Genomic DNA, 25,584 nt, shown 5'->3' with positions numbered 1-25,584 from the left:
CACGAATTACACCACGTGATGGGACGCTACCAAAGAATGCTGACCTGATCTTCGCGTTTCTTTCGATAGTCAGGTGTGTGCGTTTGACTCTCGCGCCCTCTGTGAACCCTGCCTCCTCTACATCACTAACCACGCTTGACGAGTACTCAAGTCTCAACTCAGGGATGGCGCTAGGAAAGAGCGCTGCGATCCTCAAAATCTCGGCTGACCTGTCAGCAAGGCGGTCGCCACCGACAGGCGCAAGATCTTGAAACAAGTTCTCTGCATCTTCTGCCGCCAGCGAGACGTCGATTTCAGTCCTAGTCGCAGCGAGATAGGAGATTTGCGCGAGAATTTTAACGCTCTCCGACGCCTGCCTTTCAACTGCAGCGTTTGATCCACTTGGGCCAATTATGCCCAAGAAAGCCGTCTGGTCTTCGTCGCCTCTAAATCCGCTTGAGGCGTACGTTCTCACGACTTCGGCGATCTCTGTTGTGAAATGCCCCTGGCTTGCTCTGGCTAAAAGAAAACGGAGAACGAATAGAAGAGGATACCTAACGTCCGCGGTGTGGTCCCATCCTTCAACAGCTGGCGATGGGTCCGTCATGGCTTGGGCCAAGAAGTGGAAGTACTCGTCAGCAGTTATCTGCCCGTCGTCCGCCAGCAGCCTGCCTACTTCAGTAATCGACGCACCCCCCGCTCCATTCGGAACGGCAATCATGGCGAGCATGAACGTACGACCGTAATTTCTCCAAGGGCGCTCATATCCGACCTTCACCGGAGAGTAGGGTAGGCCCGTCGCAGCTTCCAAAGGATCGCGGAGAGTTTGATAAAGGTCGTGAGCAACGGCGAACTTCGCTATCTTGCGAAGCTCGTCGAACTGAAAGTAGTCCATCCTGCCTTGGTCCCAACGCCACATAATGCTCGGATTCCTTACTGATTCGGTCCGACTCAATTTGACCCGGAGAACAGAGCAGAGTCACGGTATAAGTTCAGGATTCAATTGACATCTTCCAGTTCCATAATGCGTGCTAGCAGCTACCTCATCTATTATGATGCCATTCTCGGTATCGCCTGGTGTGCAGAGATGCCTGGTTTCGGTCAGCGTTTCGGTAGCTTCTGCGCGACATCGTGCGCGCATCATGAAGATCGAATTCCACAACATCCAGGTGTTCCAAGCCCTCAGTCGTGAGACGCCTTGTTTCACGGCCGACCTATTCGTCGACGGCGTGCTTGAAGCCCATGTAAGCAATCACGGTGGCGGGGGAGGGAACGACTATCACTTTCCGCCTGGTCGCTCCTGGGCGACGCTGGAAGCGATTGAGGGCGGGGTTCGGGCGATGGGACTGAAAAAGAAAATCGAGCTCGACGGGGTTACCATCGAGCTCGATCTGGATTTAGAGCTGTTGAGCTTCCTGGCCTTGGCCTAGAAAGCCGAAGTCCTTGGCGGGTAGCCGGGCATGTCAGCCGTGACGATCTTGCCGAGACGATTGTACCACTTTCCGTCAGGTGCCTGTTCGTTGCGAATGAACGCCAGGAAGCTGAGGCGGTCCAGATCGGAAAAGTCCGCCAATTTCCGGGTAGAGGCCGCCTCGGCGCTTTGGTCCGAAGGCATGTTCCCGTAGGCCGAGTCGACGATCGCACGAAGTATCGCCATGTTGCCTTTGATCGCTGCCGCATGACCATCTGATCCGTTGCCCTCCATAAGCATGTGCATGGAAAAGTAGGTTACGTCTTTTGGGGCATCTTTGACCGTCAATCGAAGAACCAGGTTTTTCCCGGTGCCGGTTTTCGTAGGCATGAGTTGTCCGCCATTCTGAACGGACACTTTCAGCCAGACCGGTTTGTCCGTTCCAACAAGAAAGTTGGGACGCCATGTCGATGAGGTGTCGATGTTGTCGAGATCGAGGAAGCTCATGCCGCGTCCTCCAACTCGAAGCTAAGCGCGCCGTCATGATCGCAACAAGCGCAGTGCACTTCATTGTTCCAGATGGCCTGGAGCGTCTGCTTCAAGATTTCCCGTTCAACCAACGGCATGTGACCGTCGGTTTTCGGGATGTGCTGTGCCCAGTGTGCCGGAACCAGGCAATTCTCGATACAGTAGAGAAATGCGTACTTGTCCCCGGTCAGGATCGCCAGATTTTCTGCTGCCGCCCGTACCTGTTCACATGCTCTGTGGACCATGTGGTTTTTTACGTCTTGGTCGAGCACAACGCGGAGGTCTTCCTCTGTCATGCCCGGTTCGTTTGTAGAGTCGTGTTGTAGGACCATGTCTATATTCCTTGATTAAGGTCTTCAAAACTTTGTCCCGATATGGCTCATCCATTCGGGACAAGGTCGACATTGCAACCTAGGTGCCATAGCGATCGATGTGATGCGAATTTCATATGTTGGAGACGAGTATGAGCGGAACAAGAATTACGGTCACTTTGCCGGATGACGTCTACGATGCGCTGGTGGAAGAGGCAGAACTGGAGCGACGCAAACTGAGTGACCTGGTCAGGGACGCGGTGACTCAAATGCTCGCCGGCGAACGGTGGCAGAATATCGGGCAGATTGCCGAAGACGCTATTCGCAAGGGGGCAACGAACGACGAAGCACTGGCCAAGGTGAGGGCAAAGTTTCCGCAGGCCAAGACATCGCCTGCCTCAATTGCCTGGTACCGGTCCAATTTGAGGAACCAGGATTCGAAAGTTCTGACTGATGCCCAAGCGCGGCGAGTATCCGAAGCCGACTAGCGCTTGGGCTTCCGGTGCGGTTCGCCTTCAATAACTTCACCTGCATCAACACCAAGGGCGCGGGCCATCAAGCAGAACTCGTACACATCGAGACGGCGCTCATAGCCTTCAACCTTTGCGACGAATGACTGTGGCTTCTTTAGCATCTCTGCCAATTCAGCCTGCGTGATGCCCTTTTCATCGCGAGCGGCGCGAAGCCGGGCGATGATCTTCCTGTATCCTGGGTCCTGTAGGGAGCTGGCCAAGTTCGGGGTCCTGTTGCGCATCAACGAGAACCCGCCTAATCCCGAAACAGGATAATCCCATTTCAGGATATTTGGATGGAAGCGCTCAGCACCTCTCAGTCCGGCAAGATCGCCGAATACTTCCTGGCCTGTGCGGTCATGAGTGTGTCGACGGGACGGTTGTCGCCATTCCTGCCAGCATCGGACGATCATGGCGTTGACCTGATCGTTATGGAAAAGGCGACAGCCGCAAGCGTTGCGGTCCAGGTCAAGTCGTGGCGCACCAGCAAGGGCACGGAGCGGCCAACAGTTCAGTTCGACGTCAGGAAGGCGACGTTCCTGTCATCGCCACGGGTAGCGCTGGTTGGCATGGTCCTGTCGCCGGATAACCTTGCGATGGAGTTGGGCTGGGTGATCCCCATGGACCGGGTGCCTGAGCTTGCAGTCGAACAGGCCAGCAAGTTCGCACTGTCTCCGAGCAGGTCGCCGGCATCGGCCGACAGGTACGCGCCCTTCAGGCACACCGATATTGTTGGTCTGGTTGAGGCGATTGGCTATCTGATCTGAGGCCGGAAAGCCTGAGCACCGGTGCCTGATCCGGTGCCTGGGTCTAAAACCAGACGGAATTGGCAGCACCGGAAACCTGCGCCTGACAGATTGCCGATCTGTGGGTCTATCGATTTAGATGGCCTCCGACTCTCTTTCAGCGCCGCGATCCAACTGCTAAAGTGATTCAATGGTCAGATCTTTCGCATTGCTGGTACTCGTCGTCGCTGGGCTGATGACTCAATTAGCTGCGTCGGCCCAAAGTCCCGCAGGCGAAGTCCGGCTTCTGGCCTCGGGATCGAATTGTGCAGACTGCATCTGGCTACAACTAACGGGGCCAGTTGATGAGCAGACTGAAGAGGCTTTGCGAGACGCGCTGTTCCAGTTTGGCTTTGTCAATGAAGTCCACCTCGACAGTGGAGGTGGTGATCTTCAGGCCGCACTTCGATTAGGTGTGCTGTTTCGCGAACTCAAAATTCGCACCGTGGTGGCGGGAGCCAAGCCAGAACTTGAGGCAGGGCGAGATGGTCTTGCAAGCGTGACCAAAGGTGATTGTCTATCGGCCTGCGTGTACTTGTTGGCAGGTGGAATCGAACGACTTTCCGTCGCGGATAGCCGCATAGGGGTTCATCGCTTCCGCTTGGCTGCTGATGAGCCTGCTGACGATCCATTGTCATTAGGTCAGACACAGACGGGCCAACTGGTGGCATACCTCAGGATGATGAGTGTTGACCCCATTCTAGTATCGTATTCGTCCATGATCGCCTCTGGAGAAATGGGACTGGTTGACCCAGGAACCGCCTTGGAAACGTCCTTGCTAACTAGGAAACCAATTAATGTTAGTGAGCTTGCCGAAACTAGTTCTGGTGGCATCAGCCCGAGTTCCTTCGACCCATTTGGAGATGAAGTCAGAATTCCGCCAACTAGTCGCAGCGTCTGCAATGCGCCAAGGGCGCCAACGGGGGAAAGATTGCGGCCCTACGATGAGCAGCAGACAATTGTTGTTAACAGATTCTGGCGGACAGTGTGCAACTTGTATTTTGATGGACCGCGCACTCAGGAACGCTGGGACGTTATATACGAAGCGATGCAAGACCCCCCAACATTCGCGCAAGTCTCTTCTTTGGCAGAATCATCTGTAAGGGCCGGATTGTCATTGGCCGAGATGCGAGCTCGTAGGTAGCGGCACTAGACATATCAGTATGTAAGCCCCCGTCGAAGGGCTCGCCATGCGGTGCTCAGTGCGCATCTCCAACCGCATATACAAACCACCAGTTGACCTGCAAGAGCTAGGCCTTGGCCAGGTCTTCCAAGGTGGCACTGCAGGGCGCCCCGGTCATCATGGCAGTTGCATCGTCCAGGGTCTTGCGGACTGACTTGCCGAGCGGTGTCTCCAGGATAGCCACATATGCGTCCAGAAACGACTCACCAGCTTCTTCGGCACGCATCCGTGCCAGTTCGTCCAGGTCATCCTCTGCGGACTTCCTGATCAGTTGTAGTCGATTGTCCATCTTACTGTTCCTCATTGAAATCGAATGTGCGCTCAGCCATCGGCTTGCGCTTGTGTCCTGGTGAAAATCCCAGCCCCAGGGAGCTGGCTGTCTTGGGCGCCGCAAGCCAGAAGGCAGTGAACATCATCCGCTTGCGCACGTTCAGGTCCAGAAGACGCCCGGAGCGCAGGGAAGTGGAAGTGCGCTCCAGGGCAACACAAAGCTGTTCGTGCTCAAGCCAGGCGGCTTCCAGATCTTTAAGGGCGTTGTCGAGATTGGCTGCAGCCTTGCGGCGCCGCGTTTCCAGTCTGACTGCTTCGGTAATCGTTTCCTTGCGCTTACGGGCCTCACGGTCTTCTTCGTCGCGGCGCTGGCGTTCGGCTGCAACAGCTCCGGCACAGGCTAGATCGGAAACATCGTCGAACAGCTTGTTGCGTTCGATGCGAAGTGTGGCGACCAGCTGGTCGTTGCCGTCCAGGATCGCGCTGGCGATTTCGTCTTCTATCACCTGCAGTCTTGCTTCGGCGGCGTCGGCACGTTCCCTGAGTTTGATGTCCATGAGTTGCCCTCTTGTTTGTTGGGCTCATCAATACGCGCGTACGGACGTGGCCGATGCCATTGTTCGCCCATGGAGAACAAATGGGGAAAACGTGCTTTCGAGATTAACTGAGAGTGTGGTATACAGAGCTTGCCGATTCGATAGGGGCTGGGGGGGCGGGTCGGTGGCATTTGGTCCTGAAAGGAATCGGCAGTGAATGCTCTTGGAAAACCCCATCTCGTGGCTGTCTGGCTCAAGGGCCACGAAATAGCGGGATACCCACCTCACGCATGGCGCAGGGACGACTTCGGATACGCCATGAGGTTCGCCGACTACGGCGACCGGAACTCAGACTACGGCTGGGAAATCGATCATCGTATTCCCAGTGCGCTAGGCGGACCGAACATGCTGATAAACAAGAGGCCTCTGCACTGGCGGAACAATGTGCAGCTGGGCGGTCAGGTCAGGAACGCGCTTTCGGGGCGGTAGGCTCCTCGTCGGCGATGCGGCCCAGCAAGGCCATGTCATTCAGGAAATCGGGTGACACGCCTTCCGCCAGTTCAATCCAGGGACTGGCATAAGTGCACTGGCTGCGGATCCATCGGCATACTGCCGCCGTGGGAATACTGCAGCCAGCGTACCCCAGTTCGCATTGAAGTGCGCGGATCCATCCCCTGTGCCACAACATTGAGCCGGTGATGAAGTAGAGCCCCTGGATGAGCAAAACGACGTTGTGGCGCTGTGCCCTGTCAGGGGAGGGCGGATAGTCTTCGGCCGCCTCGCGCATCATGGCATTGATTTCAGCCTGGAACCTCCCTGGACCGGAAAGCCTCGGATGGGTGAGAACGTCCATCATACAGGGTCTACCTCGGCTATAGGCAGGCTGCGGACGAACGGATGAAGCCAGGCGCCACAGCAAGACAGTACCGCCTTGAGGCCGTGCTGGCCGTCCAAAGGTGTTCTGATGCCTCTCTCGGCTTCTGCTTCCAGGGATCCAGGAAGGTCTGGGCAACCGGGAGCGGCGCGAACCCTGAGGCCGTGGAGCACATAGCATCCATCATTGCCGACAAGCTGTATGGCGAATTCATTCGTCATCGGTGACAACCTCGTAATCGCCTTCGATCAATTCGCCGTCCGGGCTATAGACCCGCATTTGCACAGGGCCTTCGTAGATGACGTGAGACCGCTGCTCGACCTGGCGCACCTCGTCGCGCATCACCTTGTCCATCAGCTTCGTGAGCACCCTGGTGTCGACATGCGAAGTATCCAGCACCATCACTGGCTCGAAGTTATCGTTGAGAATTACATCGCCGGTATCAGGATCGACCAGAGGCATGTGCTTGGCGAGGCCCATGATCAAGGCTGTCTCCAGGACACGTTGGCGGAGATGGTCCCGGCTGACTTCAATCGCGGCATCCCATCTTTCGGCGAAGCCGGGGCGGGTGTCCCGCCATTCGTAGGGGGTCATCCGGGAGATGCCGAGGCTCTTGCAGGCCAGAGACACGTTGCCGGTCTCCGCAAGCTGCGAGATGAATTCTTCCTGGTAGGTACCTGGCAACAAGGTTCGTTGTCCTTTCCTGTGCCCGAACCGGTGCCTGGTAGGGCTTATCGTATCCAAAGCCCTGCTGCCGAAGGGATTTCCATGCACTGGTGCAAGGATTTCCAATCTGTGGGGCAGGGTCAGCAATCAGGATGCGACAGGATCAGGTTTCCCGGATGCCGTTGTTCTTGCACGCCTGTAAGGCAATCCCGACTTGCGCTCGGAGCCCGAAGGATTAAAAGAACAAAACAAGAACAAATGGGATTTGCAATGGGCAGGTACAAATCGATCCTGAAGGCCGACGGCGATGCGCGGCGCTTCCACCACACGGTCGACATCCCGGTGCCTGGACAGGGCCTGGGAAGGCGCCTGGACGGCATGGCGGACTGGCTTATGAAGAATGCCAAGTGCGAGTGGGCGACCCATGGACATACGGAGCAGGGAAGGCACATCGCCCGGTATTATTTCGAAAGCCCCTGGGACGCTCACCGCTTTGAGGGGCAGTTTGCCCAGGATGCCGGATCGGGCAATTCCTGACAGGGTTGTAAGGATTTCCAATGAACCTGGCCCGAAAGCGTCACATGCGTCACATGCTCTATGTGACGCTGTCACGTGACGCCAGAAGCCTTGCGGTTATTGGCTTTTTGACCAATTTATCAGGTGTCACATACTTTTATTATATCTATAAAAATATATGTACTTTAGATAAATCCGGGAACGGATCATTATGTGTACTGACTTAAAGCGAATTCTGTGTGACGCCCTGGAACGCCGAAAAGGTCAGCAACCGCAAGGCATTTAGCGTCATGTGACGCCCAAGTGACGCATGTGACGCTTCCGCCGCAAAATGGCGGATTGCCTTGCAGTGCTGTAAGGCAATCCTAAAGGTTGAACGGATCTGCCAGACTTACTGACTTGATGCCGATCAACCCGTATGTCTGCTTCTTGTCCACACGGCGCTGGGCGTAGCGGATCCCTGGAAGGGCAGCGATCAGGTCGTCCTTGAGTTTTGACTGCGATCGGCGCTCGCCGCCCGACAGTCCCTGATCGACCGCAAACTCCCGGTATGCACGATAGACTTCGTTCATAGTGACGAAGTCCTCATCGGCCTTGGTGACCTCCAGGTGCTCTTCCGCGAACCGTGCCGCCGGGGATTGAGACATAGCTGCATCGAGCGCTGCCTGGCGGCCTGCGATGCCTTGTGTGAACTGCATCCCGTTTTCCATCAGCCTTCCAAGTCCGATCAATGCCCAGTTAGCGATACCCGACATTTCGGCTTCGAGTTTATTGGCCAAGGCCCGGTCTTCGTTGCCTTCGACGCTCTTCTCGAAATTGAAGATCAGCATTCTCGATGACAACGCTCCGCTTTCGTCGATGAAAGATGGCATCTTGTTACAGACCATTGTGATCTTGATCGGAAGCCGGGCCGCATAGATAGCAACGCCTTTCCGGTTTATCGAAACGTCGTCCTCGCCGACGATACTTTTCAGGCGCTCCAGGGCTTTGCCACGCGCACCCCCTTGGCCAGAGACGTCGTGAGCATCGGGAATGGCGAGAAGGCGTTTGCCGACACATCCCTCAAGCCCGAAGTCGTTGCCGAGATCGGCGAGCATTCCGGAATGTGAAAGCTCCGCGCCGACGAGATTTTGCAGGACCCGGAGAAGCGTGGACTTGCCGCTTCGCCTGATCCCGACAAACACCGCGAACTTGTGGGCTGAGGTATCGCCGGCAAGGCAGTAGCCGAACCATTCCTGGAGCGTCTGATGAAACGACGGATCAAGTTGATCCAACAGCTTCATGAACTGAGGGCATTCAGCCAATGGATCGAAGTCGTGGCTTGGGAGTCCTGTCGCGAAGTATTGGCCATCGTGAAGCAGCAGTTTTCCGGTATCCAGGTCAAGCAGCCCGTTTTTGAAGATCACAACATCTTGGGGCTGATCAGCAGTATTGCCAATCCACTGGAAGGGGCGGGCGGAGACACTTGTCTTGTGATGAATACCCGTCACGAGCTTTCGAACGTGATCGACATCGAGGGCATTGGTGGGGTCCGTCCTTCTGACTTCCGCAGCCATTATGGCATCGTCCTTCGCGACATATCTACCACCCTCGAATGAGTAGAGAATGTTGTCGGACGAAATGACCGGGAACGGCCGCTTGTGGAGAAACAGCGCCGCATTCGCAGCGCCATGCTTCACAGTGTACGCGATGTTGACTGGCCAAGGCCGTTTATCTGCCAGACGATTCATTTCATCGGTGCGAGGCTTGTCGAGCCAGGACTGCAACGCTGTGATCACAAGTTGCCGCTCGCGAACAAACTCTTCGATCTTGAGCGCGTGATTATCCGATAGCTCCATATCGAGAATATCTGCTTTCATTGCAGATATCTGCTCTTGCGCCAGTTCGCGCGGATCGTCAGGCTCGACCGAGCATTCCCACATGTGGTCGAAATCATCATAAAAATAGGCTTCGTTGCCGAAGTATCTGTAGCCGATTTCTGCGCAGAACCTGAACGCCATTTGCTTGGCCCCGTCGCATCCCGCTCCGGCATGCTTGATGCAGGAAATTACGGTCTGCATATCGACGACTGATGGATCCGCCAGTTGCAACCATTCGTGCAGGTCGGCGCCATCATACGTGATCTTGTCGAAGCTCATCGTGCCGCCCTCCGGGCAGCATAGGCTTCAAGGTCGGCTCTCGTATAGAAGATAGCCTTGCCGATTTTGATGAAGTGCGGACCAACATCGAGGCCGCGGTCCCGCCTGGAGCGATACTGGGCGAGCGTGTGCTCTGTGTGCCCTGTAATTGCCGCAGCCTCCTTGGCTGTCAGCAGGTCGCCATTTGATGGCGTAATGCCGATGCCCGGCATGCTAGATATGTTCATGAGTGATCTCTCCAATTACTCGCCGTCGATACTTCTGGCCCGTCCGCGTTGGTTGCGCTGGCGGGCCGCTCTTTATTCGATGATGTCGAACTGAAGCATTTTCAGATGCCAACATTCGGCGTACCGCCGCCGGGGCTTGCCAGTACGTGGCCGTCCAGGTCTTTGCGGTGATAGCGGACCAGTCTGTCCTGGAGTACGTGATAGCGTGGGCCTTTGCCCTTGCAGCGCCAGACGGCGAGCGTCTTGGGCGACATGCCAAGGTAGACGGCGGCCTGATCCGTCGTCATCCAGGGAGAAGCTTGGGAAGTTGAAACATTCATTTGTATGCCCTTTTGATTAGTCGGGTCCTCTTGGGACTGAACTAGGCATAGATCATTGAGCTCGAAAAAATCTACCCTTACTTGAGCTCATAGGTGACATTAAAAAAGCAGCAAAATCAATGCACTGTTAGATTTTTTGTCGTGTTGAAGCATGGGCTCAAAACACGGCCATGACCGTGTTTTTCACATCGGCGACTTCGTGTGTTCCTTCCCTCCTTGACTTGCGCGACCTAAACGCGAAAGTTCAGAGTTCGTATTTTGAGTGACTTGGGGGGCTGGGCGACATGAATGCAGCAACACTATTCGGGGGTATCAGTGCTCTTGGGCTCTTAGCCAGTGGCTTATGGATTGGCGCCGTTGAGTATGACGCAATCCAAGATCGGGTTGGAGCTTTGGAAAGTAGACTTGGCGATTACGACGCTCTGAGCGAGCCAGAAGGTGCGTCGGAAATTGCTCGCCGTCTGAATAAGCTGGAGTCTCGAGTGTCTTCGTTGTCGGCGGACACTGCTGCTGTAGAATCCAGAGTAGACAGGATAGACGCAACGACCGGCGGAGCGACGGGAGAACTTGGGCAGCGACTCGCGAAGCTGGAATCGTCCGTTGCGGCAATGTCACAACGATCGGCGGCAATCCCAAAGAAAGATGGCCCTAAGCCAAGCGTGAATTCGCTTACCCAAGTCTCTGCAAAATCGCCTCAGGAAAATTCACCGTCAGGATCAAACACGCAAACATTCGGGCAGTTTGCAGTTGCTCTTGATCGCTGCACTATTCGGGGAAGCACTTTAGAGTGTTTTGGAACGATCAAATACAGCGGGCCAAAGCGGTCCGTTCGATTTGATAAGTGTGTCTTGAGAGATCAAAATGATCAAACTTGGTTGCCATCGGACTACTCCGTGGCTGGAGAGTCAGTTCTAAGTGAGGTGATTAAAGACTCGGTCCGGCCAAATTTAGCTGCCGGTGATCACCAATTTAAGGTTACGTTTCGTGATCTGGTTCCTGAAAATCAATACACTCTTCAGTTTAGGCTGGACAGCAGCTACACGCTTTCATTTGATAACATTGTTTAGCCGTTCCAGGCAGTCCTGAAAGCCCAGTTACAAGCTGTTCGTATGCCTCGGCATGAGGCCGCAATGCTTCCACGAGGTGTTCGGCATGAACATAGCCACCTGTGGCTCCTGGCAACTTGTGGCCAAGCAGCAGGGCGCTCTCGGCATATGGAACCCCGGCAGCGATCATCAGCGTTCTGGCATGGTGCCTGAGTGCATGTGGACTGGCGACGTTTGCGCGCTTGGGCTCAACAATATGTCCTTTGGTGCTGAGAGGGGAGGGCCACAGCCATGTGCTGTTGAGTGGCGTGTCATCTTCCATTCGCTTGGCAATGATGCCTGTGAGTACTGGACCCATCGGGAACAATAGCTGGCCCCCGGTTTTCATGTGGCTGAACGTCATCACCCGCTTTTCCAGGTCAATGTCTTCCCGCCGAAGGGTCAGCACCGATGAACGCCTTGCTCCGGTCAGCAGCATGGTCCTGTGAATGTCCCTCATCATGGGGGACAGGGCTTCTGAGCGTTTCCAGAAGTCGGCAATGTCCAGGGCATCGACTTGCCGCTTAGGCGGCACTGGCACCCTTACGGCATCCATAGGGCTTCGCAGGATCGTTTCATCCAGGCGCATGGCTGTGTTGATGAGTGCCCGAAGAGTTCGAAGCACACCTGCCGCCGTGGTGCGCCCGTGGCGCGCCGTCAGGGTCTCTAGGAGTTCTCGGCAGTCCTGTCTCGTTATATCGGCGACGGCACGCGACCGAAAGCGCTTAAGGTACTTGTCGACGTGATCTTGGTAGCTTTGAATTGTCGATGGCCGCAGTTCCCGCTCTTTCAGGTGGGCCTCAAGAACCTTGCTCAACGTAATGCCGGTTTCATCAGGCCCGTCGGTCGGGTCGATGCCAGACTGGATCTGGCTCATCAGAGCCATCGCCTTGCGCCTGGCATCGCTCAGGCTGATCCGATCCACCCTGTCGATCTTGGTTCTCACTGTCCGGATGTGCCGGCCATTGCGGCGAACATCACCCTGAACCGCATAGGTCTTGGTTGTGGCATGGCATATGACCATCAGGCCTTTGACCTTCTCGTCCCTGTGGATGCCGCTCCCGAGTTCCAACGCCCTGATCCGGGCGTCCGTTAGATTGATGACGGCCATTGGCGCCTCCTGTTTAAAAAATACCGTCTCGAGCACCGTAACCGCGCAGTACCTGATAGGGCCTGGCAGGTGCCGAGAGGTCGATATTGTCAGGAAACACTGGCGGCGTATGCCACGATTAGACCTGAATAGTCACAATAAAACAGGGTATTAGTGACTACGAATCTGGGGGTCGGGCGTTCGAATCGCTCCGGGTGCACCATTTTCTCCTATAGGGTGATAGGCATTTAATGTCCTTTCACATCTTCGGGCTCATCATTGCTATCGGGTTCGACTGACCTGACTGCCTGGTCCCGCAGTCATTCGGACAATTTGCGCAGTTGACCCAAGCGGGTGCGAAGGTGACGCTCACAACGGCATCTATTTTCGGACTTTCGAACTGTCATGGATGACCAAGGGAGGGGGAGGCCATGAAATGGCTTGCGTTCCTTGTGGTATTGGCGATTTCGGGCTGCGGTGTGAGCTATGTCGCACCGACTGCCAAGCTGGGCGTGGAGTTTCAGTCAGTATCCGATCTGGACACGGCTTCGGTTGAAATCCAGCACGAGCTGAACCGGCTGGGATTTGAAACGCAGCCAGCGACGGAAGGCTGGACGAGTGACATGCTAGATAGCCTGTCCAGCGAGTTTCGCTTGCGCATGTCCCACACGATCAGTTTCTGGCGGCATCAATCCGAACCGGTGGAGTCAGACGTCCACGGCGAAATTATCGCTGTTCCGACATCATCGGACGCGGATTCATGGCCGGTCGATGGCGTCCAAATTCCCTATATCGAGATCAATATCACCGATTTCAGGGCGGGCGGGTTCAGCCCGCAAGCCCTCCAGGTCTATGATGATACTCTCGCCGTTCTCCGTCAGCATGGCTACCAGGTCATTGTCATATCTCCTCCGCCGCCCACCGACGAGAAGGAGAACGGTCGCGTGAAGATCATCAACATGCTGGCCGCAGCTGGGTGGTGGACGGCGGTCTGGGCAATCAGCATGGCGATATTTGGCGGTCTGGCGATGTGGGGCCTTCGACGCATAAATGTGGATCAAAACCTGCGTCGACTCACACTTGTCTGCATCGGTGTTATTGTCGTTACACCTTTTCAGGCCTCAACAATGTTTGTGAGCATCTTTCTCCCAAATGTCTTTTTCATGGCGTTTGGTTATTCCCATGAGGGGGAACCGTGGCAGTTCGATGGGAATGTTTTCGGACATCCTTTTTTGGCGTCATTTGTTTTGAGCGCCGTTGGCGCTGTCGTCCGCGTTCGGGATAACGTGCCTGACGTGACGTCGAAATAATTGCGGGTTCCGCTTTCCAATCTGCACACTGGAGCTGCAGCCCTCTCTGGGCTAGAGCGCTCTCATGACAGCGACATTCATTCTGGGAGGGGCGCGTTCGGGCAAGAGTGCGCGGGCGCAGGCGCTGGCGGAGGCGGCGGGGGAGACCCGCGTCTATATTGCCACGGCGGAAGCGCTGGACGTGGAAATGGAAGCGCGGATCGCGCGCCACAAGGCTGATCGCGGCGCGGGCTGGCGCACGGTGGAGGCACCGCTGGAGCTTGTGGCTGCAATGGACGCTGCAGATGCGCCCGTCGTGCTGGTCGATTGCCTGACACTTTGGCTGTCCAATCTCATGCACCATGAGCGAGACGTGGAGCCGGAGACCCAAGCGCTGTGCGCCTGCCTCGGGCGCTTTGAGGGCGAGGTGATCCTTGTATCGAACGAGGTGGGGCTTGGCCTCGTGCCGGAGACGCCGTTGGGGCGGGCGTTCAGGGATGCGCAGGGGCGGTTGAACCAGCGCGTGGCGGCGGCGTGTGATGTGGTGGAATTCGTCGCGGCGGGCCTGCCGCTGCGCCTCAAGGGCTGAGCGCGGCGGCGAGGCGGTGTTCGGCTTCGGCATTGGCAGGCAGGCCGATGCGGAGGAGATCGGGCGCATAGTCGAAGCGGCGGACATAGAGGCCGGCCTCCGCCAGGCGGTGCCAGAGTTGCGGGGCTTTCTCTGTCTTTACAAGGCGGAAAAGGTCCGTCCCGCCGACGATCCAGAGGCCTGAATCCAGAAGAATTTTATCGAGACGGCGGCGGGCGGCGGCGAGGTGGTCGCGTGTTTCAGCCTGCCAGAGACCGTCGGCATAGGCCTGTGCGCCGATCGCGAGCGCCGGGCCGGACACGGGCCAGACGCCGAGCCTTTGGGACATGGCTTCCAGCAAGGCGGGTGGGCCGAGCAGGGCGCCGAGGCGCAGGCCGGCGAGGCCGTAAAACTTCCCGAAGGAGCGCAGGATGATGAGGTTTCCGGCGCCCGCCATGGGCGCGAGGCTGAGGGCGGGGACAAGGTCTGCGTAGGCTTCGTCGACGATTAGCCAGCCATTGCGGGCGGCCTGGCGGGCCAGTGCCTGACCCAGGTGTGACCGTTCGAGGACCATTCCCGTGGGATTGTTGGGGTTACAGAGGACCAGAGCGTCGACATGGCCAGCCAAGGCGAGTGGATCGGCCGTCTCGATCACCTCGGCGCCGCTTGCCCGCCATGCGCGCGCATGGTCGCCATAGGTCGGCGAGAGGAGGGCAACGCTGCGCGGTGCGATCACGGTGGGCAGGAGGCGGATGAGCAGTTCGCTGCCGGGGGCGAGCAGGAGGGAGGCCTCCGGCGCACCGATGGCGCGGGCCATGGCGGCGCGGCAGGTCTGTAGGGCGGCTTCGGTGGGGAGGTGCTGCCAGCTAGAGGCGGGGATGTCGCCGACGGGGTAGGGCCAGGGATTGATACCGGTCGAGAGATCGACCCACGGTGCCGGCGCGTTCGGGTAGGCGATCTGCATGCGGTCGAGCGCGCCGCCGTGGAGGAAGTCGTCTTTCATGTCAGGCTCCCGATCCATGCGGTTGCCGCGAGCAGAAGCCCAAGCAGGACCATGGCGCGGACATAGAGGCGGAGGCCGCGCTTCAGGGCCTGCGGCGTGGGATCGGGCGCGGCGGGGTTGAGCCAGGGCTCGTCGCTCACCCGGTCGCCATAGAGGCGCGGGCCGGAGAGGCGCACGCCGAGGGCGCCGGCCATGGCGGCTTCGGGCCAGCCGGCATTGGGTGAGCGGTGGCGGCGTGCGTCGCGTTGCATTGTGCGAAGGGCAGACGTGCCGCCGGAGACGGCCGCAAAGGCGAGGCCCGTCAGGCGGGCGGGAATGAGGTTGGCCACGTCGTCGAGCCGGGCGGCAAAACCGCCAAAGGCGGCGTAGCGGGTATTGCGGTGGCCGATCATGGAGTCGAGCGTGTTGACGGCCTTGTAGGCGGCGAGGCCCGGCAGGCCGAACAGGGCGCCCCAGAAGAGGGGCGCGGTGACGCCGTCCGATGCGTTCTCGGCGAGGCTTTCGAGGGCGGCGCGGGCGACACCGGGCTCGTCCAGCTGGGCGGGGTCGCGGCCGACGATTTGCGAGACGGCCGTGCGGGCGCCTGCGATGTCATCCGCGGAGAGTGGGCGGGCGACGGCGGCGACATGTGTGTAGAGGCTGCGCGAGGCGATCAGGCTGGAAGCGATGAGGGCCTCGATTGTCCAGCCGGGGAGCGTGTCGGGGAGGGCGCGCGAGATGGCAACGGCGAGGGTGGTTGCGGCGGCGATGACGAGCAGGGATGCCAGGGCGCCCGCCACATAGCGTGCGGGGTGGGGCCATGAAGGCTGATTGAAGGCGCGTTCGAGCCAGCTGATGCCGGTGCCGAGCCAGACGACGGGATGGTGGATCAGGCGATAGAGCCAGGTGGGCCAGCCGAAGACGGCCTCGATGGCCCAGGCCGCCAGCATCAGGGCCGCCGGGCTCATGCCGTGCCGGGATGCCAGCCGGGTGCGCGCGCCTCGGCGAACAGGCTGTCCACGTCCACGGCGGCTTCGACGCCGTCTGCCAGCGCGTCCAGCGCGCGATCCACTTCGCCATCATAATTTAGCGCGAAATCGCCCCGTCCGCCGGAGCGGGTGATCCAGCTGCGACGGAAATTGTCCTGCGCGAAGGCGCCGTGAAGATAGGTGCCTTCGATGCGCCCGTTCGGGCTGCGGGCGCCTTCGGGCTTGTTGTCGAGGGTGAACATGGGCCGGTCTGTGGCCGGGCCTTGCGTGATGCCTGCATGGATTTCGTAACCGGCGACGGGCGCGCCGCTCAGGGCGCACTGGCCGCGCGCCTCATTGACCTGTTTGTCGGCAATCATGTGTGTCTCGACATCAAGCAGGCCGAGGCCTTCGGCTTCGCCGGGCAGACCGTCGACGCCTTGCGGATCAATGATCCGTTTGCCGAGCATCTGGTAGCCGCCGCAAATGCCGAGCAGGCGGCCGCCATTGCGGACGTGGGCGTGAATGTCATGATCCCAGCCCTGCGCACGCAGGAAGGCAAGGTCGCCGAGCGTGGACTTGGTGCCGAACAGGATGACCACGTCGGTGTCGCGGGGAATGGGGCGGCCGGGCGTGACCCAGTGGAAATCGACATCCGGTTCGATGCGCAGCGGGTCGGCATCATCGAAATTGGCGATGCGCGACAGCATGGGCGCGGCAATGCGCAGGCCCTTGCCGGAGCGGGGCACGAGTTCGTCGAGGATGACGGCATCTTCTGCGGGCAATTGCGTGATGGCCGTCAGCCAGGGAATGACGCCGAAACAGGGCCAGCCGGTGCGCTGCTCGATGCCGGTGACGCCGTCATCGAAAAGGCGGATGTCACCGCGAAATTTGTTGACGAGGAAGCCCCGGATCATGTCTGCATCGGCCGGATCGATGACGGTCTTCGTGCCGACAAGGCTGGCGATGACGCCGCCACGTTCGATATCTCCGATCAGGCAGACGGGCACACCGGCGCGGCGGGCGAAGCCCATATTGGCAATGTCGCGCTCGCGCAGATTGATCTCGGCGGGGCTGCCCGCGCCTTCGACGAGAACGAGGTCATACTGGTTGGTGAGCCGGTCGAAGCTTTCCATCACTGCGCCCATCAATCGGTCGCGATTGGACATGTAATAGGCCGCGTCGACGGTCTGCACGGCCTTGCCATGGACCACGATCTGCGACTTGCGGTCTGTTTCCGGCTTCAGCAGGACTGGGTTGAAATCCGTATGCGGTGCAATGCCTGCGGCGAGGGCCTGCAGGGCCTGCGCTCGGCCGATCTCGCCACCGCCGGGGCAGGCGGCGGCATTGTTGGACATGTTCTGCGGCTTGAAGGGCGCAACGCTGAGGCCGCGTCGCCGGGCGATGCGGCAAAGCGCGGCGGTGAGCACGGACTTGCCGACATCCGATCCCGTGCCCTGCAGCATGAGCGCGCGTGCCGTCATGCGGCGCCCTCGATATGGACCAGCGTGCCATGGACGCGGGCGCGGACGCCATAGATTTCGGCGAGGCGTTCTGCGGTGAGGGTTTCGGCGGGCGGGCCGTCGGCGACGATGCGGCCGTCCTTCATCCAGATGAGGCGGCTGGCATAGCGGGCGGCAAGCGATATGTCATGCAGCACGACAAGGGCGCCGCCGCCGCGCGCGACATAGGACTGGATAATGTCCATGATGCGGAACTGGTGGCGGGGGTCGAGCGCAGCGACAGGCTCGTCTGCGACAAGCAGCGGCGCTTCTGCCGCGAAGGCGCGGGCGCAGTGGACGCGGGCAAGCTCGCCGCCGGACAATGTGTCGGCGGAACGGTGCGCGAGGGCGGCCAGGTCGCAGGTCTCCATCGCGCGATCAACGGCGTCGGCGTCCGGCTGGCTGAGGCGACCGGGCGCGGCGCCATAGGCATAGCGGCCGAGGGCGACGACATCGCGCACGGCATTAGGCCAGGCGAGGGGGCGCTGCTGGGGCAGGTAGGCGACGCGGCGGGCGCGTTCCATCGGCGAGAGGCTGGCGCAATCGTCGCCATTGAGGGAGGCCATGCCGGATGCACGTTTCTCAAGGCCGAGGGAGGCGCGCAGCAGGCTGGTCTTGCCAGCGCCATTGGGACCGAGCAGGCAGATCAACTCGCCGGGGACCAGCGCGAAACCGGCGCCCTCCACGAGCGTGGTGCGGCCGGCCTTAACGGTGAGGTTCTGTACAGTGAGGTCAGTCATTGCTGCTGCGTCTCCGTATGGCGATCCAGACGAAGGCGGGCGCGCCGATGAGGGCGGCGACGACGCCGAGCTTGAGCTCGTTGGAGGTCGGGATGATGCGTACGCCAATGTCGGCCAGCACGAGGATGAGGCCGGCGAACATGGCGGAGGGCACGAGGGAGCGTGCCGGATCATGACCCACGAAGGGACGGATCACGTGCGGCGCGACAATGCCGACAAAGCCGATGGCACCTGCGAGCGCCACCGAGCCGCCGGTCGCCAGCCCGGCGCCGAGCACGGTGAGGATGCGCTGGGCGCGCAGGTTCAGGCCAACGCCGCTGGCGGCTTCCTCGCCGAGCGTGAGGGCCGAGAGGCCGCGCCGGGAGGCGAGCAGGATGACTGCGCCGACAAGGATGAAGGGCGCGGCGAGGCCGATTTCGCGGAAGCTGCGATTGGCGACCGAGCCGAGCATCCAGTTGATCATGTCGGCAAGGGAGAAGGGATTGGGCGCAAGGTTCATCAGGAGGCTCATGGCCGCGCCGGCAAAGCTGGAGAGGCCGACGCCGATGAGGATGAGCGTGACGACCGAGCGTGTACGGATGGCGGCGAGCGTGATCAGGCCCGTGGCGGCGAGGGCGCCGAGGATGGCCGAGAGCGGCAGGATCCACGGCGAGAGCGCGACGAGGCCGTAATAGAGGGAGAAGGTGGCGGCGAGGGAGGCCGAGGCGGAGACACCGAGCACGCCGGGCTCGGCCAGCGGGTTACGAAGCAGGCCCTGCAGCGCGGCGCCGCTGATGCCGAGCGAGGCGCCGACCATATAGGCGGCAAGGGCACGGGGCAGGCGGATCTGCCAGATCACGAGCCGGTCGCCTGCGTCGCCGCCGCCGAAGAAAGCGGCCAGCACGCGCTCGGGCGACATGGGTGTTGAACCGAGCAGGCAGGCGGCAAAGAGGGCCAGCGCGGATGCGGCGACCAGCGCGGGGAGGAGCCAGACATTCTGTTTCATTTCTCGCTCCCTTCGGCCAGTGCTTCGATGGCATCAATCAGGAACCAGCCATTGCAGGAGGTCCACGCACCTTCAAGCGAAACGACTGGGTGGTCGGCCAGCTGGGCACGGGCAACGGGATGGTTCATCGGGCTCCAGGCATCGGGATGATTGGTGCGGGCGCCGAAGAAGGCGGCGGCGATCACGTCCGGCGCTTCATAGGCGAGGCGCTCGAGGGGGAGGGAGCGCCAGCCGGGCTGTTGCTGGAAATTCTCGAGGCCTGCGGCAAGGATCATTTCATGCACGAGCGAGCCGGGGCCGCTGGTGACGCCGGCGGGCGTCATGTAGAGCGCGGACTTGCCGCTGCTGCGCTGGGCGAGGTGATCAAGCCGGGCCTGCGTTTCGGTGACCAGGGCGGCGCCGCGATCATGTTCGCCGAGGCCGTCGGCGATGCGCTGGACATTGGCGAGGACGCCCGGCAGGTCGCCGGCCCAGCCGACGTCAAGCACCGGGATGCCGGCGCGCTCGAAGAATTGGGTCGCGTCAGGTCCGCCGCCATACGAGCGTACGACGAGATCCGGCTTCAGCAGGATCACGTCTTCTGCAATCGGACGGACGGTGCGAATGCCTTGGGCGGCATCGCGCATGTAGGAAAAGTCTTTGTCCGCATTGGGCGAGATGGCGAGGATGCGGTCGCGGTCTGCGAATTCAAGGACGTACTGGTCGGCGCAATAGTCGAGACTGACGATCCGGACCGGGCGTGCCGTATCGGCCGCAGGCGGTGTGGGAGGACCACCGCAGGCGGCCAGCAGCCCGGCCAGGAAAAGGATCGTCAGTCTCGACACGCTGCTTCCTCTAGTAACGCAGTCTCAGGCCGACACTACCGGAAAGGCCGGGTGTGCCGTAGCCGAGGACTTCCTGATACTGCTCGTCGAAAAGGTTCTCGATGCGTGCGAAGAGCTCGATACTGTCTGTCAGGTCATAGCGGCCTGTCAGGTCAACGCGGGTCCAGCTGTCCAGCATGCCGCCGGAGGAGTTGGGCTCTTCGCCATTGTAGCGGACGAGGACGGCGCCGGAGAGCGGGCCTTCAGGGTCGAGCGAGACCGTGACGTCACCGCTATGTTCCGGCATGCGGACAAGCGGGTTACCGTTGCCATCCTCGGCGTCGATATAGGCATAATTGGCCGAGACGCCGAGCCAGTTGGTGAACTGGTAGCCGCCGGTCAGTTCGATGCCTTCGGATGTGACGAAGGCGATATTGTCGTATCCGGCGGTGTAGGAGAAGTCGATCATGTTCTCCGTCTCCTGATGGAAGACGGTGGCGCCGGCCTGTGCGCGGCCATCCAGAGAATTCCATTCGACGCCCAGATCATAGGCTTCGGAGGTTTCCGGTTTCAGGTTGGCATTGGGTTCTGTCAGGCCGCAGAACGAGCAGACATAGGTCGACTGGAAGATTGAGGGCGCCTTGAAGCCCTGTCCCCAGCTTGCGCGCAGCAGGACCTGGTCGGTTGCGCTGTAGGCCGCAGCGACCCGGCCTGTGGTTTTGGATCCGAACGTGTCGGTATCATCGACGCGCACGCCGCCCGTGAGGGTCAGCTTTTCAACCGGTTTGTACTCATAGAGGGCAAACAGGCCATCAATCGTCGAATCGGAATCATTGGCCGTCGTTTCTTCGCGTTCAGCGCCAAAGGCCAGCTTGTTGGCCGGGTTGACGGTGAACGTTCCCTGGTAGCGATAGACCGCCCGGTCGCCTTCGGCCAAATAGCTTTGTGCGCCGTCGGTGAAGTTCTTGCGGGTGATGTCGGAATAGCCGACCACGAACAGGTTTTCGAGCCTGTCATCGAATAGCGGCACTTTCAGGGAGAAATTGCCTGAGAGCGAATCTGACTCCGTCGACTCGTCGCCATCGGCTGTGCTGCCCTGCGCGCCGCCGGAATAGCTGTCATACTCGCTGGTGGCCTCGCTGTAGAGCAGCGTGCCATCGAGGCGCATCTTGCTGGGCAGGTTCAGGCCGCCGCGCGCCGACAGTGTGGTGGAGTCGTAGCCGTCATCCTCGGTATTGCCATTGGCTTCGTCGGCCTTGGAGATGCCGTCCGTAGTGATGCCGGTGGCGGCGATGCGGAAGTCGCCGGTGTCATTGGCACCGCCAATGGATGCGCCGCCGCGGAATGTATTGAACGAGCCGTATTCGCCGAACGCGCTGCCGCCGAGGCCGTCTTCCGGACGCTTGGTGGTAATGGCGACCACGCCGCCAATCGCGTCGCTGCCCCAGAGCGTGGATTGCGGGCCCTTGAGTACTTCAATGCGTTCGATGTTCTCTGTGTCGAGATAGGCGAAATTGTAGCCGCCGCCTGTACCGGATGGATCATTGATCGGCACGCCGTCCATCAGGACAAGCGTCTGGTCGCTGGAAGCGCCGCGGATGCGGACAGTTGCGTTGCCGCCAAAGCTGCCGCTCTGGTTGATGGTGACGCCGGGCGCGGAGGCAATGGCATCAAGGGCAAAATCAAAGCCGAGCTTATCGATGGTCTCGGCGCTGATGATCGACACGCTGGAGCCGACTTCCGTCGCCGTCTGGTCGAGACGTGAGCCAGAGACGATCACGGTGTCGAGCTTGGTTTCTTCGGTATCAATTGTCTGGGCCAGGGCTGGCGCAGCCATAGCAAGGATGGTCATGCCCAGAAGGGCAGTCTTGAAAGACATATTAGCATTCCTCTGCACCCTTGCCGCCCGCGAGGAGGGTACATTTCACAACGACATGCTGGCCCACTGCGAAACGCAGCCGGGCGGCCAGACCAAATTTTACGATTGTCGTCACAAAGGACTGGCGTTTAGCCTTCCCGCCCACTGAGAACTTTCCCCGGTTCTCGGACGAACGACGCGATGGCAGGTCTCCTGGCTCACCGATCATCACTTCAGGCCGGCCTTCCCAGGGCAAAAGCCCCAGTGGCAAGTTTGGCCATCAGCTCCTGGCTGACAGTTGCGGGTACAGCGCCGGATTTAAACCGGCTTCCCTCTTAGCCCCCGGTTAGGGGAGCACCATCTGTTGCGTCTGTTGCTGCAAGCGCGAAACGCTGTCAACAGAAATGCGCGCTGCAGGACGCGCAGGCCGGATCAGAAATCCAGGCCGCGCTGGGCCTTGATGCCCGCCTTGAACGGGTGCTTCACTTCGGTCATTTCGCTGACCAGATCGGCGTAATCCATGAGTTCCGGCTTGGCATCGCGGCCCGTCAGGATGACGCTGGTGCGGTCGGATCGGGCCTTGAGGCCATCAATCACGGCCTGCACGTCGAGATAATCATAGCGCAGCGCGATATTGATCTCGTCGAGGACGATCAGGTCATAGTCACCGCTGCTCATCATCTCGCAAGCGCGGGAAAAGGCGGCTTCGGCGGCGGCAATGTCGCGGTCCTTGTCCTGCGTATCCCAGGTGAAGCCTTCGCCCATTGTGTGCCAGGTCACCTGATCCGCGAACTTCGCGAAGAACTGGCGCTCGCCGGTGATCCACTTGCCCTTGATGAACTGGACGACGCCCACTTTCTGGCCCCAGCCAAGGGCCCGGATGATGACGCCGAAGGCCGAGCTGGACTTGCCCTTGCCATTGCCGGTGTGGACGAGGATGAGGCCGCGGCCCGGATCGCGGGCTTCGGATGTTTTCTTCTTCTGCTCGGTCTGCAGGGCCTTCATCTTTTCCGTGTGCGTCGGGTCAGTGGTCATGCAGGAAGTCCTCGCGAAGGGTGATGAACCGGCCAAAGCCGATGCTTGTATTGTAGCCTTGGGCGGTTGCCTCACTGGCCAGCGCGGCCTTGATGACGCCCGCATGGGTGACAATCAAGCCATGGCTTTGGTTATCGTCCCATTCGGCCAGTGCTGCCTGAACGCGCGCGGTCAGCGTGGCGACGCTCTCGCCACCATGGGGGCGGGCATGCAGGAAGTCGGCCGCCCATTGGTCGAGTTCGGCGCGCGGGATGTCGGACCAAGGGAGGCCTTCCCATGTGCCGAAATCCATTTCACGCAGGCGTTCGTCTATGGTGACCGGCAGGTTCATCGCCTCGCCAATATGCTTGGCCAGCAGGCGGCAGCGTGTCAGCGGGCTTGTGGCGATACGGTCCGGTGGTGGGAGTGCGGCCACCACGTCGCGCGCTTCCGCCGCAAACGTCTCCGCCACATCGAGGTCGGTCATGCCGTAGCAGATGCCGGACGCGATGGCGGGCGTGGTGTGGCGCAGAAGGGTCAGAGCCATGCGAGCAGTCCGAGATAGAAGCCGATCTCGCTTGCCTGCTGCACCGCGCCCAGCGTGTCGCCGGTATAGCCTTTCAGCTTGAATTCGAAGAAGGCGCGCATGGCGACATGGCCGATGGCGAGGCCGATGAGGCCAAACAGCAAGGGCGCTTCGGGCAGCAGATAGATCCATGCGAGGCAGATGGCTGCGCCGGTGACAGAAGCGATCAGCAGGCTTGGCAGGGAGAGGCCCTTGGCGACGGGCTTGCCTGTGCCCTCAGCGCGCACATAGCGGCTGGTGGCAAGCGTGATGACGCTGGAGAGGCGTGACAGGCCATGCGCTGCGGGGAAGGCAAAGAGCAGCATGTGCGCGGGCAGGGCGGTAAGGGTCGCAGTCTTCAGCGCGAGGGCGGCGACAAGGGCCGCCGTGCCATAGGTGCCGAGGCGGCTGTCGCGCATGATCTCCAGCGCGGCGTCGCATGTGTGCCCACCGCCGATGCCATCGAACGTGTCGGCGAGGCCATCCTCATGGAAGGCACCAGTGACGAGCAGGCCAGCGGCGATGGCGATGATCACGCTGACAAGCGGCGGGAAGAGCAGGGAGACGCTCCAGAACACGGCGCTGCAGAGGGCGCCGACCATCACACCGACGAGCGGGTAATAGGCGGCAGACGCGGACATGCGCGCCTCGCTATAGGTGAACCAGCCCGGCACGGGCAGGCGCGTCAGGAACTGGATCGCCAGCAGGAATGACGCGATCTGGTTCTTCATGCAGGGCCGCTGACGCCTGCGCTGTCAAAGCTCGCCATCTCGCGCAGCATGGCGGCGGCGGCTTTCACCAGAGGCCAGGCGAGCAGGGCGCCGGTGCCTTCGCCAAGGCGCATGCCAAGGTCGAGCAGTGGCTCGGCGTCCAGCGCGTCGAGGACGCGGGCATGGCCGGCCTCGGCAGAGCGGTGCGCATAGACGAAGGCGCCCGCTGCCTCAGGCATCAGGTCGCGGGCGCAGAGAGCGGCGACGCTGGCGATGAAGCCGTCGACGATGACGATTGTCCCGGCCTGTGCGGCGCCCATCATGGCGCCGGCCATCATGGCGATCTCGAAGCCGCCATATTCCATCAGCGCTGTGCGGGCGGAGAGGCGTGCTTCGGTGCGGGCCGCTGCGGCGCTGAGCAGCTGTCGCTTGCGGGCAAGGCCTGCATCATCAAGGCCTGTGCCGCGCCCGGTGATCTCTTCAACCGGCAGGCTAAGCAGTTTGGCGGCGACAAGGCTGGAGGCGGACGTGTTGCCGATGCCCATCTCGCCGAAACAGGCGACGTCATGTGTTTTTTCCGAGCCGAGCGCGCGGCCTGTGGCGATCGCTGCGCCCATCTCTGCTTCGGTCATGGCGGGGCCATCCAGCGCATTGGCTGTGCCGGTAGCGATGCGGCGTGAGACCAGATTCGGGTGGGTAATCGCTTCGCCTGCCACGCCGCTGTCAACGATGCGGATGTCGGCGCCAAGGCTGCGGGCGAACACGTTCGCTGCCGCGCCGCCACTCAGGAAGTTCGCCACCATCTGGCGCGTCACATCCTGCGGATAGGAAGAGACGCCGGCCGTCGCCATGCCATGATCGGCGGCAAAAATGGTCAGCTGGCAGGTTTCGGCGGAGGGTTTCAGCGTTCCCTGAATGCGGGCAATCCGGGCGGCGAGTGCTTCCATGCGGCCGAGCGAACCGACCGGTTTGGTCTTGCTGTCGATGGCGTGCTGCAGGGCGGCGGTGAAGTCGGCGTCTTGGGTGATCATGCCGCCTGATAGCAAATGCGCGCGCCTTGGATAGTGGGCGCTGTTGCTTTTGCCGGGAATCCTGTGGCGTCAGATGTTCCTGATGACGGCCCGGAACAGATGTGGCACGTATGGCCGAAGCGAGGCGGCGCACACTGT

General features: G+C 60.3%; 31 protein-coding genes and 1 riboswitch. Of the genes, 8 read left to right on the top strand and 23 right to left on the bottom strand.

The window, feature by feature from the left end; all coding sequences use genetic code 11:
• Positions 1–874: HNH endonuclease (locus tag HOC_RS10190; RefSeq protein ID WP_156950454.1), on the bottom strand; the 874-nt coding region annotated here is incomplete at its 3' end.
• A gap of 247 nt (positions 875–1,121) precedes the next feature.
• Between HOC_RS10190 and HOC_RS10185 the strand changes: the two genes are divergently transcribed.
• Positions 1,122–1,409, top strand: a complete 288-nt coding sequence (locus tag HOC_RS10185; RefSeq protein WP_035538113.1) for a hypothetical protein — start codon at positions 1,122–1,124, stop codon at positions 1,407–1,409.
• Here HOC_RS10185 and HOC_RS10180 read toward each other — a convergent pair.
• A complete protein-coding gene (locus HOC_RS10180) occupies positions 1,406–1,897 on the bottom strand; it encodes a hypothetical protein (RefSeq protein ID WP_035538111.1) in 492 nt (163 codons plus the stop codon). The genes HOC_RS10185 and HOC_RS10180 overlap by 4 nt on opposite strands.
• On the bottom strand, positions 1,894–2,214 hold the full coding sequence (locus HOC_RS10175; protein WP_162174825.1) for a hypothetical protein: 321 nt from the start codon (positions 2,212–2,214) through the stop codon (positions 1,894–1,896). Before HOC_RS10175 ends, HOC_RS10180 begins: the two co-directional genes overlap by 4 nt.
• Before the next feature lie 167 nt (positions 2,215–2,381).
• Here HOC_RS10175 and HOC_RS21205 point away from each other — a divergent pair, with 167 nt between their 5' ends.
• Entirely contained in the window at positions 2,382–2,717 is a 336-nt protein-coding gene (locus tag HOC_RS21205) for a CopG family ribbon-helix-helix protein (protein ID WP_162174824.1), read from the top strand.
• On the opposite strand, the gene HOC_RS10165 is transcribed toward HOC_RS21205, so the two are convergent.
• A complete protein-coding gene (locus HOC_RS10165) occupies positions 2,714–2,983 on the bottom strand; it encodes a helix-turn-helix domain-containing protein (RefSeq protein ID WP_035538108.1) in 270 nt (89 codons plus the stop codon). The two genes, HOC_RS21205 and HOC_RS10165, sit on opposite strands and share 4 nt — an antisense overlap.
• 54 nt (positions 2,984–3,037) lie before the next feature.
• Between HOC_RS10165 and HOC_RS10160 the strand changes: the two genes are divergently transcribed.
• Together HOC_RS10160 and HOC_RS22155 are read left to right on the top strand one after the other, a co-directional pair.
• Positions 3,038–3,508, top strand: coding sequence for a hypothetical protein (locus tag HOC_RS10160; protein ID WP_035538106.1), 471 nt, complete (start codon positions 3,038–3,040; stop codon positions 3,506–3,508).
• 169 nt (positions 3,509–3,677) lie between these two features.
• The gene (locus HOC_RS22155; RefSeq protein WP_156950453.1) at positions 3,678–4,670 is read left to right on the top strand and encodes a COG3904 family protein; all 993 of its coding nucleotides are present in this window, start codon (positions 3,678–3,680) and stop codon (positions 4,668–4,670) included.
• A 106-nt stretch (positions 4,671–4,776) separates the two neighbouring features.
• Here HOC_RS22155 and HOC_RS10155 read toward each other — a convergent pair whose 3' ends face one another.
• From HOC_RS10155 to HOC_RS10135, 4 genes are all read right to left on the bottom strand, one after another.
• On the bottom strand, positions 4,777–4,998 hold the full coding sequence (locus HOC_RS10155; protein ID WP_035538105.1) for a hypothetical protein: 222 nt from the start codon (positions 4,996–4,998) through the stop codon (positions 4,777–4,779).
• A gap of 1 nt (position 4,999) precedes the next feature.
• A complete protein-coding gene (locus HOC_RS10150; protein ID WP_035538103.1) occupies positions 5,000–5,536 on the bottom strand; it encodes a hypothetical protein in 537 nt (178 codons plus the stop codon).
• A 442-nt stretch (positions 5,537–5,978) separates the two neighbouring features.
• Positions 5,979–6,371: a hypothetical protein gene (locus HOC_RS10145; protein ID WP_156950452.1), complete on the bottom strand. Its 393-nt coding sequence runs from the start codon at positions 6,369–6,371 to the stop codon at positions 5,979–5,981.
• Positions 6,372–6,599: 228 nt separating this feature from the next.
• Entirely contained in the window at positions 6,600–7,073 is a 474-nt protein-coding gene (locus HOC_RS10135; RefSeq protein WP_156950451.1) for a hypothetical protein, read from the bottom strand.
• A 252-nt stretch (positions 7,074–7,325) separates the two neighbouring features.
• Between HOC_RS10135 and HOC_RS10130 the strand changes: the two genes are divergently transcribed.
• A complete protein-coding gene (locus HOC_RS10130) occupies positions 7,326–7,592 on the top strand; it encodes a hypothetical protein (RefSeq protein ID WP_156950450.1) in 267 nt (88 codons plus the stop codon).
• Positions 7,593–7,936: 344 nt separating this feature from the next.
• Here the strand turns inward: HOC_RS10130 and HOC_RS21200 are convergent, their stop codons facing one another.
• The 3 genes from HOC_RS21200 to HOC_RS10115 form a co-directional block, all read right to left on the bottom strand.
• The gene (locus HOC_RS21200) at positions 7,937–9,709 is read right to left on the bottom strand and encodes a DNA primase family protein (RefSeq protein ID WP_051624731.1); all 1,773 of its coding nucleotides are present in this window, start codon (positions 9,707–9,709) and stop codon (positions 7,937–7,939) included.
• Positions 9,706–9,936: a helix-turn-helix domain-containing protein gene (locus HOC_RS10120; RefSeq protein ID WP_156950449.1), complete on the bottom strand. Its 231-nt coding sequence runs from the start codon at positions 9,934–9,936 to the stop codon at positions 9,706–9,708. Before HOC_RS10120 ends, HOC_RS21200 begins: the two co-directional genes overlap by 4 nt.
• 101 nt (positions 9,937–10,037) lie before the next feature.
• Positions 10,038–10,256: a helix-turn-helix domain-containing protein gene (locus tag HOC_RS10115; RefSeq protein WP_035538093.1), complete on the bottom strand. Its 219-nt coding sequence runs from the start codon at positions 10,254–10,256 to the stop codon at positions 10,038–10,040.
• Positions 10,257–10,540: 284 nt separating this feature from the next.
• On the opposite strand from HOC_RS10115, the gene HOC_RS22150 reads away from it, so the two are divergent.
• Positions 10,541–11,323, top strand: a complete 783-nt coding sequence (locus tag HOC_RS22150) for a hypothetical protein (RefSeq protein WP_156950448.1) — start codon at positions 10,541–10,543, stop codon at positions 11,321–11,323.
• Here the strand turns inward: HOC_RS22150 and HOC_RS10110 are convergent.
• The gene (locus HOC_RS10110) at positions 11,277–12,452 is read right to left on the bottom strand and encodes a tyrosine-type recombinase/integrase (protein ID WP_084146246.1); all 1,176 of its coding nucleotides are present in this window, start codon (positions 12,450–12,452) and stop codon (positions 11,277–11,279) included. The two genes, HOC_RS22150 and HOC_RS10110, sit on opposite strands and share 47 nt — an antisense overlap.
• 437 nt (positions 12,453–12,889) lie before the next feature.
• On the opposite strand from HOC_RS10110, the gene HOC_RS10105 reads away from it, so the two are divergent.
• Together HOC_RS10105 and cobU are read left to right on the top strand one after the other, a co-directional pair.
• Entirely contained in the window at positions 12,890–13,741 is an 852-nt protein-coding gene (locus HOC_RS10105; RefSeq protein WP_156950447.1) for a hypothetical protein, read from the top strand.
• Between the two features lie 64 nt (positions 13,742–13,805).
• Positions 13,806–14,309: a bifunctional adenosylcobinamide kinase/adenosylcobinamide-phosphate guanylyltransferase gene (cobU, locus tag HOC_RS10100; RefSeq protein WP_035538090.1), complete on the top strand. Its 504-nt coding sequence runs from the start codon at positions 13,806–13,808 to the stop codon at positions 14,307–14,309.
• On the opposite strand, the gene cobD is transcribed toward cobU, so the two are convergent.
• From cobD to cobT, 11 genes are all read right to left on the bottom strand, one after another.
• Positions 14,299–15,291 (bottom strand): threonine-phosphate decarboxylase CobD, encoded by a 993-nt coding sequence (gene cobD, locus HOC_RS10095; protein WP_035538088.1) that lies wholly within the window; start codon positions 15,289–15,291, stop codon positions 14,299–14,301. The genes cobU and cobD overlap by 11 nt on opposite strands.
• On the bottom strand, positions 15,288–16,238 hold the full coding sequence (gene cbiB, locus HOC_RS10090) for an adenosylcobinamide-phosphate synthase CbiB (RefSeq protein ID WP_035538087.1): 951 nt from the start codon (positions 16,236–16,238) through the stop codon (positions 15,288–15,290). Before cbiB ends, cobD begins: the two co-directional genes overlap by 4 nt.
• Positions 16,235–17,722, bottom strand: a complete 1,488-nt coding sequence (locus HOC_RS10085) for a cobyric acid synthase (protein ID WP_035538085.1) — start codon at positions 17,720–17,722, stop codon at positions 16,235–16,237. The genes cbiB and HOC_RS10085 overlap by 4 nt, the downstream gene beginning before the upstream one ends.
• The gene (locus HOC_RS10080) at positions 17,719–18,480 is read right to left on the bottom strand and encodes an ABC transporter ATP-binding protein (RefSeq protein ID WP_035538083.1); all 762 of its coding nucleotides are present in this window, start codon (positions 18,478–18,480) and stop codon (positions 17,719–17,721) included. The genes HOC_RS10085 and HOC_RS10080 overlap by 4 nt, the downstream gene beginning before the upstream one ends.
• The gene (locus tag HOC_RS10075) at positions 18,473–19,465 is read right to left on the bottom strand and encodes a FecCD family ABC transporter permease (RefSeq protein ID WP_035538081.1); all 993 of its coding nucleotides are present in this window, start codon (positions 19,463–19,465) and stop codon (positions 18,473–18,475) included. The genes HOC_RS10080 and HOC_RS10075 overlap by 8 nt, the downstream gene beginning before the upstream one ends.
• Positions 19,462–20,289 carry an ABC transporter substrate-binding protein gene (locus tag HOC_RS10070; RefSeq protein ID WP_035538079.1) on the bottom strand — a complete coding sequence of 276 codons (828 nt, stop codon included), beginning with the start codon at positions 20,287–20,289 and terminating at the stop codon, positions 19,462–19,464. The genes HOC_RS10075 and HOC_RS10070 overlap by 4 nt, the downstream gene beginning before the upstream one ends.
• A gap of 10 nt (positions 20,290–20,299) precedes the next feature.
• On the bottom strand, positions 20,300–22,147 hold the full coding sequence (locus HOC_RS10065; RefSeq protein ID WP_035538077.1) for a TonB-dependent receptor plug domain-containing protein: 1,848 nt from the start codon (positions 22,145–22,147) through the stop codon (positions 20,300–20,302).
• A 166-nt stretch (positions 22,148–22,313) separates the two neighbouring features.
• A riboswitch (cobalamin riboswitch) is annotated at positions 22,314–22,503 on the bottom strand.
• Positions 22,504–22,558: 55 nt separating this feature from the next.
• The gene (gene cobO, locus HOC_RS10055) at positions 22,559–23,161 is read right to left on the bottom strand and encodes a cob(I)yrinic acid a,c-diamide adenosyltransferase (RefSeq protein ID WP_035538074.1); all 603 of its coding nucleotides are present in this window, start codon (positions 23,159–23,161) and stop codon (positions 22,559–22,561) included.
• On the bottom strand, positions 23,151–23,687 hold the full coding sequence (gene cobC, locus HOC_RS10050; RefSeq protein WP_051624727.1) for an alpha-ribazole phosphatase: 537 nt from the start codon (positions 23,685–23,687) through the stop codon (positions 23,151–23,153). The genes cobO and cobC overlap by 11 nt, the downstream gene beginning before the upstream one ends.
• Entirely contained in the window at positions 23,678–24,436 is a 759-nt protein-coding gene (cobS, locus tag HOC_RS10045) for an adenosylcobinamide-GDP ribazoletransferase (RefSeq protein WP_035538073.1), read from the bottom strand. The genes cobC and cobS overlap by 10 nt, the downstream gene beginning before the upstream one ends.
• A complete protein-coding gene (gene cobT / locus HOC_RS10040) occupies positions 24,433–25,446 on the bottom strand; it encodes a nicotinate-nucleotide--dimethylbenzimidazole phosphoribosyltransferase (RefSeq protein ID WP_035538072.1) in 1,014 nt (337 codons plus the stop codon). The genes cobS and cobT overlap by 4 nt, the downstream gene beginning before the upstream one ends.
• Positions 25,447–25,584 lie beyond the last annotated feature (138 nt).

The sequence above is a fragment of the Hyphomonas oceanitis SCH89 genome (assembly GCF_000685295.1).
GTDB classification, from domain to species: domain Bacteria; phylum Pseudomonadota; class Alphaproteobacteria; order Caulobacterales; family Hyphomonadaceae; genus Hyphomonas; species Hyphomonas oceanitis.
Note: the sequence above shows the minus strand (reverse complement) of the source record. Positions and strands in the feature narration are given on the sequence as shown.

Coding starts and splice junctions, on each gene's coding strand:
- HOC_RS10180 (WP_035538111.1), bottom strand. CDS start 1,897: ATGAGCTTCCTCGATCTCGACAACATCGACACCTCATCGACATGGCGT.
- HOC_RS10160 (WP_035538106.1), top strand. CDS start 3,038: ATGGAAGCGCTCAGCACCTCTCAGTCCGGCAAGATCGCCGAATACTTC.
- HOC_RS10185 (WP_035538113.1), top strand. CDS start 1,122: ATGAAGATCGAATTCCACAACATCCAGGTGTTCCAAGCCCTCAGTCGT.
- HOC_RS10155 (WP_035538105.1), bottom strand. CDS start 4,998: ATGGACAATCGACTACAACTGATCAGGAAGTCCGCAGAGGATGACCTG.
- HOC_RS10110 (WP_084146246.1), bottom strand. CDS start 12,452: ATGGCCGTCATCAATCTAACGGACGCCCGGATCAGGGCGTTGGAACTC.
- HOC_RS10130 (WP_156950450.1), top strand. CDS start 7,326: ATGGGCAGGTACAAATCGATCCTGAAGGCCGACGGCGATGCGCGGCGC.
- HOC_RS22150 (WP_156950448.1), top strand. CDS start 10,541: ATGAATGCAGCAACACTATTCGGGGGTATCAGTGCTCTTGGGCTCTTA.
- HOC_RS21200 (WP_051624731.1), bottom strand. CDS start 9,709: ATGAGCTTCGACAAGATCACGTATGATGGCGCCGACCTGCACGAATGG.
- cobO (WP_035538074.1), bottom strand. CDS start 23,161: ATGACCACTGACCCGACGCACACGGAAAAGATGAAGGCCCTGCAGACC.
- HOC_RS10145 (WP_156950452.1), bottom strand. CDS start 6,371: ATGATGGACGTTCTCACCCATCCGAGGCTTTCCGGTCCAGGGAGGTTC.
- cbiB (WP_035538087.1), bottom strand. CDS start 16,238: ATGAGCCCGGCGGCCCTGATGCTGGCGGCCTGGGCCATCGAGGCCGTC.
- cobS (WP_035538073.1), bottom strand. CDS start 24,436: ATGAAGAACCAGATCGCGTCATTCCTGCTGGCGATCCAGTTCCTGACG.
- HOC_RS10175 (WP_162174825.1), bottom strand. CDS start 2,214: ATGACAGAGGAAGACCTCCGCGTTGTGCTCGACCAAGACGTAAAAAAC.
- HOC_RS10150 (WP_035538103.1), bottom strand. CDS start 5,536: ATGGACATCAAACTCAGGGAACGTGCCGACGCCGCCGAAGCAAGACTG.
- HOC_RS21205 (WP_162174824.1), top strand. CDS start 2,382: ATGAGCGGAACAAGAATTACGGTCACTTTGCCGGATGACGTCTACGAT.
- HOC_RS10115 (WP_035538093.1), bottom strand. CDS start 10,256: ATGAATGTTTCAACTTCCCAAGCTTCTCCCTGGATGACGACGGATCAG.
- HOC_RS10080 (WP_035538083.1), bottom strand. CDS start 18,480: ATGACTGACCTCACTGTACAGAACCTCACCGTTAAGGCCGGCCGCACC.
- HOC_RS10075 (WP_035538081.1), bottom strand. CDS start 19,465: ATGAAACAGAATGTCTGGCTCCTCCCCGCGCTGGTCGCCGCATCCGCG.
- cobU (WP_035538090.1), top strand. CDS start 13,806: ATGACAGCGACATTCATTCTGGGAGGGGCGCGTTCGGGCAAGAGTGCG.
- HOC_RS10165 (WP_035538108.1), bottom strand. CDS start 2,983: ATGCGCAACAGGACCCCGAACTTGGCCAGCTCCCTACAGGACCCAGGA.
- HOC_RS22155 (WP_156950453.1), top strand. CDS start 3,678: ATGGTCAGATCTTTCGCATTGCTGGTACTCGTCGTCGCTGGGCTGATG.
- cobC (WP_051624727.1), bottom strand. CDS start 23,687: ATGGCTCTGACCCTTCTGCGCCACACCACGCCCGCCATCGCGTCCGGC.
- HOC_RS10085 (WP_035538085.1), bottom strand. CDS start 17,722: ATGACGGCACGCGCGCTCATGCTGCAGGGCACGGGATCGGATGTCGGC.
- cobD (WP_035538088.1), bottom strand. CDS start 15,291: ATGAAAGACGACTTCCTCCACGGCGGCGCGCTCGACCGCATGCAGATC.
- HOC_RS10065 (WP_035538077.1), bottom strand. CDS start 22,147: ATGTCTTTCAAGACTGCCCTTCTGGGCATGACCATCCTTGCTATGGCT.
- HOC_RS10120 (WP_156950449.1), bottom strand. CDS start 9,936: ATGAACATATCTAGCATGCCGGGCATCGGCATTACGCCATCAAATGGC.
- cobT (WP_035538072.1), bottom strand. CDS start 25,446: ATGATCACCCAAGACGCCGACTTCACCGCCGCCCTGCAGCACGCCATC.